Raw genomic sequence first — 8,055 nt, forward strand, 5'->3', positions numbered from 1 at the left:
GGCCTCCTATCGTACGATTTCTTTTTCGTGCGGCATTGTCGTATCCGAATAAATCTCTGTTGGATACTCACCCGTGAAACAAGCTAAGCATTGTCCGCAGTTTTTCATTTCAGGTGACCGACCATTTGATTCCAACATTCCATCTATTGATAGGAATGATAGGGAATCTGCGCCGATCTCATCACGCATTTCTTCTATAGTACGACCCGTTGCAAGTAATTCTGAATCTGAACTAATATCTACACCGTAATAACATGGAGCGATTAAAGGTGGTGAAGCAATGACGACATGTATTTCTTTAGCGCCCGCATCGCGAAGCATTGAAACTATTCGTTTAGATGTTGTACCACGAACGATTGAATCATCAACCATAACCACACGCTTACCATCAACGACTTGATGTACAGGTGATAGCTTCATCTTCACACCTTGTTCACGCAGCGCTTGAGATGGTTGAATAAACGTTCGTCCGACATAGCGATTTTTAATTAATCCCAACTCATACGGAATACCGCTTTGTTCAGAGAATCCAATTGCAGCTGAAATACTGGAATCTGGAACCCCTGTGACGACATCTGCACTAATCTGTACTTCACGAGCCAATTGTTTACCACAACGTTTACGTGCAGCATGAATATTAATTCCGTCGATATTTGAATCAGGACGGGAAAAGTAGACATATTCCATAGAACACATCGCATTATCTGCCGGTTCTGCAAAACGCTCGGACGATAATCCGTCATCATTGATAATCAGCAATTCGCCAGGTTCCACAGAACGAACATGTTCAGCACCGATAATTTCAAATGCACAAGTTTCGGATGCAACGACCCACGCATCACCAATTTTTCCTAAAGATAATGGGCGCATACCGTTTGGATCTTGTGCAACCATCAAACCTTCATCTGTCATTAAAACGAATGCAAATGCACCTTTTAGAATACTAAGTGCCTTTTTCACCCGTTCTCGATGATTACGTGAACCACTGCTACGTTTGATCAAGTGAGCGAGCACTTCAGTATCGGATGTACTTTGGAAGATACTACCTTGACGCTCCAAATGTTCTTTTAAATCTGTCGCATTGATCAGGTTACCGTTATGTGCGATTGCCAAGCTACCAGTTGTTGAACGGAAGACTAGTGGCTGAACATTTTCTATACCACGTCCATCTTTTGTCGTATAGCGAACTTGTCCAATTGCGCCACGTCCTTCAAGTGAATTCAGTTTTTCGCCTGAGAACACTTCATTGACTAGACCTTCACCTTTCACTGCATGGAGACCGTTATCGCCTTTAACGACGATACCGGCCCCCTCCTGTCCACGATGCTGAAGAGCATGCAATGCGTAATAGCTGAGCTGTGCAGCATCGTCATGTCCCCAAATACCAAATACGCCGCACTCTTCGTTTAGTCCTCTGAGTTCAGCAAGCATGCAATAGCCCCTTTCCAAGCAGTTTGGAATTCTTCTACCGTCCCTTCTACTAGGACAGTTCCTTCTGCATCTTTAATGACGATTTCTTCGCCATCTGTCACTGTTCCGATTTTCACTGCATCTTGAACTTTCTCTTCAAACGCAGCTACTTGATCAGCTTGTACCGTAACCAAGAAACGTGACTGTGTTTCACTGAACAACGCAGTGATTGCTGAGCCTTCCACTGTTACATCAGCACCCAAACCTTGTGAACCGAATGTACCTTCACAAAGCGCTACTGCAAATCCACCTTCAGACAAATCATCAGCCGATTGAATCAATCCCGCTTGGATTGCTTCAAGAAGTTGTTGCTGACGAGTTGCTTCTATATCCAAATCGATTGCAGGTGATTTACCGAAGATCTTTCCTTCGATCATTTGTTGCAGTTCACTGCCACCGAATTCTGTTTCTGTTTGACCAATCAAGTAGATCGCATCTCCGGCTTGTTTGAAACCAGGTGTTGTCACTTGACTTAAATCATGAACGATTCCTACCAAACCAATTGTTGGCGTTGGATAGATTGGCACACCGTTTACTTCATTGGAAAGAGATACATTACCGCCAATGACCGGTGCATTCAGTTTACGACACGCTTCAGAAATACCGTCAGCTGATTTTTCCAACTGCCAGAATACTTCTGGCTTGTCCGGGCTACCAAAGTTCAAGCAGTCAGTCAGCGCGATTGGCTCTGCACCTGAACAGACAAGGTTACGTGCAGCTTCAGCAACGGCAATTTTACCGCCAACTTCCGGATCCAAATAAATGAATCGAGAGTTACAATCCGCTGTCATCGCAATACCTTTATTTGTTCCTCTAACACGGATTACACCTGCTGATGCTCCTGGTGCTAGTACTGTATTCGTTCTTGCACCTGTATCGAATTGATTGTAGACCCACTCTTTTGAAGCAATCGTTGGACGTTGCAATAAATCGAGTAGTGTTTCTTTCAAGTTCGTTACTTGTGGTTCTGTATTTTCAATCGCCTGGTTTTCCGCAAACGATGCAGGTTCTTTTGATTCTTTCTGATAGCTAGGTGCATCTTCAGCTAGTAGATCTGCTGAAACTTCTGCTGCGACTTCGCCTTTATGAAGCAAACGGAGCATTTTATCATCTGTTACATGACCGATAGTTGCTGCAGTAATTCCGTACTTCGTGAATAATGCAATAACTTCTTCTTCACGACCCTTTTTCACAACGATCAACATACGTTCCTGAGATTCAGACAGCATCATTTCATACGCTGTCATATTCTCTTCACGCTGTGGTACAAGATCCAAGTTCAATTCCACACCATAACCAGCTTTTGAAGCCATCTCAGCTGCTGAAGAAGTAAGACCTGCTGCACCCATATCCTGAATACCGATCAACGCATCTGATTGAACTAGCTCTAAGCAAGCTTCCATCAATAGCTTTTCAATGAATGGATCTCCTGCTTGCATTACCGGCAGTTCTTGCTCTTCTTCAATAGATAGTTCGGAAGAAGACATGGTGGCTCCGTGAATTCCATCGCGACCTGTTGTAGCCCCCGCATATATCACTGTGTTGCCAATACCAGCTGCGACACCTTTTTGAATATCTTCATGATTCAACAAACCGACTGCCATTGCGTTGACCAACGGACGCTTCGAATAGCACTGATCGAACTGAACTTCACCAGCTACTGTTGGAATTCCCATCGCGTTACCGTAACTCGCAATTCCAGCAACTGCTTCCTCAAATAAGAATTTATCACGAGGATCTGTTAAATCTCCGAAACGAAGTGAATTGACTAATGCCACCGGACGCGCACCCATAGAAAATACGTCACGAATGATTCCGCCTGCACCTGTTGCTGCACCAATGAAAGGCTCGATTGCTGATGGTGAGTTATGAGATTCCATTTTAAACACCGCAGCTTGATTATCACCAATGTCTACAATTCCAGCCCCTTCACCTGGCCCTTGTAGTACACGTGCACCTTCGGTAGGAAATCTACGTAATACAGACTTTGAGCTTTTATACGAACAATGCTCTGACCACATAGCAGAAAACAGACCTGTTTCTACGTAATTCGGAGTACGTCCAAGTTTTTCTACTGCACGCTCATACTCTGCATCTGTCATGCCCATTTGGAGATATAGACGATTTTCTTTGATTTGCTCCGCTGTAGGTTCGTGATTAATTGACATGCTGTTCACCCCGATTGTTCATGATTGATTGGAATAAAGCTGTTCCATCTGTTCCACCGATGATTTCTTCCACTGCACGTTCAGGAAGTGGCATCATACCGAGTACATTACCTTTTTCATTTGTGATCCCTGCGATTGCTTCTGTACTGCCATCTGTATTTTCATTCGCATATGTGAAAACGATTTGATTATTATTTTTAAGTTCTTCTACTGTCTGCTCGTCAGCGTAGTAGTTACCAAATTCGTTAGCTACTGGCAATGTGAGCACTTGACCTTGTGTATATTCTTTGGTGAAAGCTGTGTTATTATTTTCCACTCGTACTGTTTCTCGAGCTGAACGGAATTTCAAACTCTGATTACGTAAGAATCCACCTGGAAGGATACCTGCTTCTACTAAGATATGGAAACCATTACCTACACCCAGAACCAATTTACCTGATTCAGCAAATGCTTGTAACTGTTTGCAAGCAGGTGAACTTTTCGCCAATGCACCCGGACGTAAGTAGTTGCCGTATGAAGTGCCTGTCGGTAATAGAACCGCATCGAATTGATCGAGTTGATCGGCTTCTGTATGCCAAACGTATTCAACATCTTGCTTTACTGTTTCCTCAATTGCATGGTACATATCAAGATCACAAGTAAGACCTGGGAATACTAAAACGGCGAACTTCATTTGCTGGCAACCTCCCCGATTTCAAAGCGATAATCTTCAATGACTTTATTAATCAATAGATCTTTACACATTTCATTCACACGTGCTTCGATTGTCTCTTCTGATCCATCAAGCTGTAATTCGATCAGTTTTCCAACTCTTACACTTTTCACTTCTTCATAGCCAATCTTTTGAAGTGCTTCAGTTGTCGCGATGCCTTGTGGATCTACAACACTTTCACGTAGTGTTACATAAATAGTTACTTTCGTCATTGTCGGTTCCTCCCAAAGTGGAAATAATAGTTTTTTATTAGTTATTATCTTGCCAAATACTGGACTGTTCAATTTCTTGTAATGTTTCATCAAGATTTTCCGTCATGATTGTAACGTGACCCATTTTACGTTTTTCTTTTACTTCTGCTTTGCCGTATAAATGAATGGACCATTCTGGATAATCCGCGATGCGCTCTTGAAGCGGTGCTACATGTTCTCCAAGTACATTCACCATAATGGATGGTGCCCATAACTTCGGCTCACGTAACGGCCAACCACAGACCGCACGGATATGCTGATGAAATTGTGAGATGTTACATGCCTCTATTGAGTAGTGACCAGAGTTATGCGGGCGTGGCGCTAATTCATTAATAATGATTGTACCGTCAGGCAGTACGAACATTTCAACTGCTAGTGTCCCCACTAACTCTAAATGACCTGCAATTTTTTTTGCTGCATCTTCGGCTTGCTGCAGAACCGCCTCATCTACTCGTGCAGGTACAATTGATTCGTGCAGAATATGATGCTTATGAATATTCTCTGCTATTGGCAGGCAATAGGTTTGTCCTGCTGGATTTCTTTGAATAATAACGGAAATCTCTTTATCAAAAGGAACGAAAGCTTCTGCTATACAAGAAGAGTGTGTAAAAAGATCTTTGGCACTTTCAATTTGCTCTTTCGCTTCAAGCTTCACTTGACCTTTACCGTCATAGCCGCCAAAAGCAGTTTTCACGATACAAGGAAATCCTAGTTCATCAATTTTCTGCACTAGCTCTTCGTACGTCTCAGCGGTTATGTAAGGCGCAACCGGTACTCCAGCCGCTCGTATCTCAGCCTTTTCATTGATACGATTTTGCGTGATACGGACTAATTCAGCACCTTGGGGTACATAGGCTTTCTTTGTCAGCCGTTTCAATCCTTCATAATCGATATTTTCAAATTCAAATGTAATGACATCACTTACTTGGCTTAATTCATTCAACGCTTCTTCATCATTATACGGTGCAACGATTTCGATATCCGCCAACTGTCCGCAAGGGGAATTTTTTGTTGGATCAAGTACCGCAATCTTGAAACCAGCCTCTTTTGCTGCAAGTCCCATCATCCGCCCCAATTGACCACCACCGATGATACCGATCGTCTGTCCTGGTTGAATCATTTTCAATTCAGTTCACCACTGCTTTCCAGCGAGATTTTCTTCATTTCATCGCGTCTTTGCTGTAGTTTCTTACGTAATTCTTCATCTTGTACACAGAGCATTTGAGCTGCTAAAAGACCAGCATTTGTAGCACCCGCTTTACCGATTGACACAGTCGCTACAGGTACGCCTCCTGGCATTTGAACGATGGATAATAGCGAGTCCATGCCATTCAATGCTTTAGATTGCACAGGCACACCAATAACAGGAACTAGCGTTTTTGCTGCAACCATCCCTGGTAGATGGGCGGCTCCGCCTGCTCCTGCGATAATAGCATGTAATCCTTTTTTTTCTGCTTGTTCCGCATAGTCAAACATAAAATCCGGCGTACGGTGGGCTGACACTACTTTCTTTTCATAAGAAACGCCTAGCTCATCCAATATGTCGCATGCATGCTTCATTGTTTCCCAGTCGCTCTTACTGCCCATAATGACACCAATTTTTGGTTCCAAATCTAATCCGCTCCTTCATGCACAAGATGATTTAATATAAAATAATAAAAAGGTCCTTGAAAACTCCACTTTTCACATGCACAAAAAGCAGAACTTTCAAGGACCCTTACCAAAATGGATACATAGCTAATATAACTTAGCTATTCTCCATGATTATCCAAGAAAAATTGCTTTCCCACATAGTGTAGACATTTACGGTGTCATGGTAGAAACGCCACAGCCAATTCTGTAGCATATACGGGGAACTCATTTACTCTTATTATATTATCAATTATTACATAATCCGTCAACTAAAAGACGAACATTATAATATAAGTCTTTTACAATCATTCGCTTTTAAGTTGACATATGAATGAATAACCATCTGTTCTCTTTCTACTGACAGTTATTAGCTATTTTTGATCCCTTGAAACTGTGTTTGCTGTCTAATCGGAATATACTCTTCTCCAACCTGTTTAAATAGTGGCTTCTCACGTCTGGCAACAACGGTATATCCCAAGCTCTGAATTCTCTCCAAACATTCCTCGAGTGTTTCATCTTCTTCTCTATCAAACCACATCTTTTGTTTACTCATTTAAATAACTTGCCTCTTTTCACACTCTTCACCCAGAATCCACCGTGTATCGACTTAGGCTCATACGATATAATAAATGCTTTCGGATCGAGTTCCGTTATCGTTTTATACAATTGCACTTCATATTTACGAGGCGTCAGAATCTGCATTGTAGAACGATTACCACTTAATCCATTAGCTGATGAGTCTGTCACACCATAACCTAGTCGGCGCAATTCAGCAGGCATTTCCTTATCGACATCTGCTGTTATCACGTTCACCGTTATATAACCGAGTGCTAAACGTTCTTCAATTTTCGAACCGATAATAACCCCGATACCATACCCAAGTGCATAAGCTATCAAGTTTTGGATTTGATCTAAATTATCCAGCACCAATCCAAGCCCGATGACGTATACTACCGTTTCAATCATACTCACTGTTGCGGCAATATAACGATAGCCTTTGAGTGTCAGGATTATTCGTATTGTCATAAACGTTACATAGACAATATTGATCGTGAAAATAATTAATATCATTACCATTGCACCACTCCTTTAAACAAGTAGGATAATCGTATCGCGCCTTCGTTAAAAACTCAAGGAAAGTCTTTTAAATAGTAGAGTATGGTGAGAGACTGTGAGGGTTGTGAGATGGATAGAGTTATTGACTCAATTTGTAGAGCGGAGTGTGGGATGTATAGAGCAGCACTGTTTGTCTTAGGGTCATTGAGCGGATACGGGGGACGATTGAGCGCTTGGCTGGGGTCATTGAGCGGAACGCGGTAAACATAGAGCACACAACCGAATTTATAGAGCAGATATTGAAAATGCATGAACATTTACTGATTTTACAGGTTAGGTATTGAAGAATTATGTATGATTTCCTTACAACTCATTAAGCAACAGTATTTTATAAAACACAAAAAAGCCATTCCCCAAAGGGAATGGCTTCGCGTGCCTAGCAACGTCCTACTCTCACAGGGGGAAACCCCCAACTACCATCGGCGCTGAAGAGCTTAACTTCCGTGTTCGGTATGGGAACGGGTGTGACCTCTTCGCCATCGTTACTAGACTCTTTGAGTAAAGCTTGTTCACTCAAAACTGAATAAAAGACATTGTGTAGTTCAAGTAACTACTTTTTAAAATAGGTTAAGTCCTCGATCGATTAGTATCTGTCAGCTACATACGTCGCCGTACTTACACCCCAGACCTATCCACCTCATCATCTTTGAGGGATCTTACTTACTTGCGTAATGGGAAATCTCATCTTGAAGGGGGCTTCATGCTT

Annotated in this window: 8 protein-coding genes, 2 rRNA genes and 1 riboswitch; all 10 genes read right to left on the reverse strand. The window is 42.3% G+C overall.

Annotation, left to right across the window (positions count from 1 at the left end; translation table 11 throughout):
• Positions 1–6: 6 nt before the first annotated feature.
• Positions 7–1,431, reverse strand: a complete 1,425-nt coding sequence (gene purF, locus H605_RS0115055) for an amidophosphoribosyltransferase (protein ID WP_029054978.1) — start codon at positions 1,429–1,431, stop codon at positions 7–9.
• The gene (gene purL / locus H605_RS0115060) at positions 1,407–3,638 is read right to left on the reverse strand and encodes a phosphoribosylformylglycinamidine synthase subunit PurL (RefSeq protein WP_029054979.1); all 2,232 of its coding nucleotides are present in this window, start codon (positions 3,636–3,638) and stop codon (positions 1,407–1,409) included. The genes purF and purL overlap by 25 nt, the downstream gene beginning before the upstream one ends.
• On the reverse strand, positions 3,628–4,311 hold the full coding sequence (gene purQ, locus H605_RS0115065; protein WP_029054980.1) for a phosphoribosylformylglycinamidine synthase subunit PurQ: 684 nt from the start codon (positions 4,309–4,311) through the stop codon (positions 3,628–3,630). The genes purL and purQ overlap by 11 nt, the downstream gene beginning before the upstream one ends.
• On the reverse strand, positions 4,308–4,562 hold the full coding sequence (gene purS, locus H605_RS0115070; RefSeq protein ID WP_029054981.1) for a phosphoribosylformylglycinamidine synthase subunit PurS: 255 nt from the start codon (positions 4,560–4,562) through the stop codon (positions 4,308–4,310). Before purS ends, purQ begins: the two co-directional genes overlap by 4 nt.
• A gap of 37 nt (positions 4,563–4,599) precedes the next feature.
• Positions 4,600–5,721, reverse strand: coding sequence for a 5-(carboxyamino)imidazole ribonucleotide synthase (gene purK, locus H605_RS0115075; protein WP_037562215.1), 1,122 nt, complete (start codon positions 5,719–5,721; stop codon positions 4,600–4,602).
• 2 nt (positions 5,722–5,723) lie between these two features.
• Positions 5,724–6,212, reverse strand: coding sequence for a 5-(carboxyamino)imidazole ribonucleotide mutase (purE, locus tag H605_RS0115080; RefSeq protein WP_029054983.1), 489 nt, complete (start codon positions 6,210–6,212; stop codon positions 5,724–5,726).
• A 160-nt stretch (positions 6,213–6,372) separates the two neighbouring features.
• Positions 6,373–6,473: riboswitch (purine riboswitch) on the reverse strand.
• Between the two features lie 127 nt (positions 6,474–6,600).
• Positions 6,601–6,786 (reverse strand): NETI motif-containing protein, encoded by a 186-nt coding sequence (locus H605_RS0115085; RefSeq protein WP_029054984.1) that lies wholly within the window; start codon positions 6,784–6,786, stop codon positions 6,601–6,603.
• Complete coding sequence (locus H605_RS0115090; RefSeq protein WP_029054985.1) at positions 6,783–7,310, reverse strand: DUF2179 domain-containing protein; 528 nt, start codon at positions 7,308–7,310, stop codon at positions 6,783–6,785. Before H605_RS0115090 ends, H605_RS0115085 begins: the two co-directional genes overlap by 4 nt.
• Positions 7,311–7,723: 413 nt before the next feature.
• Positions 7,724–7,839 (reverse strand): 5S ribosomal RNA (gene rrf / locus H605_RS0115095).
• A gap of 73 nt (positions 7,840–7,912) precedes the next feature.
• Positions 7,913–8,055 (reverse strand): 23S ribosomal RNA (locus H605_RS0115100); the annotation flags it as partial.

This window comes from Sporosarcina ureae DSM 2281, assembly GCF_000425545.1.
Taxonomy (GTDB): domain Bacteria; phylum Bacillota; class Bacilli; order Bacillales_A; family Planococcaceae; genus Sporosarcina; species Sporosarcina ureae.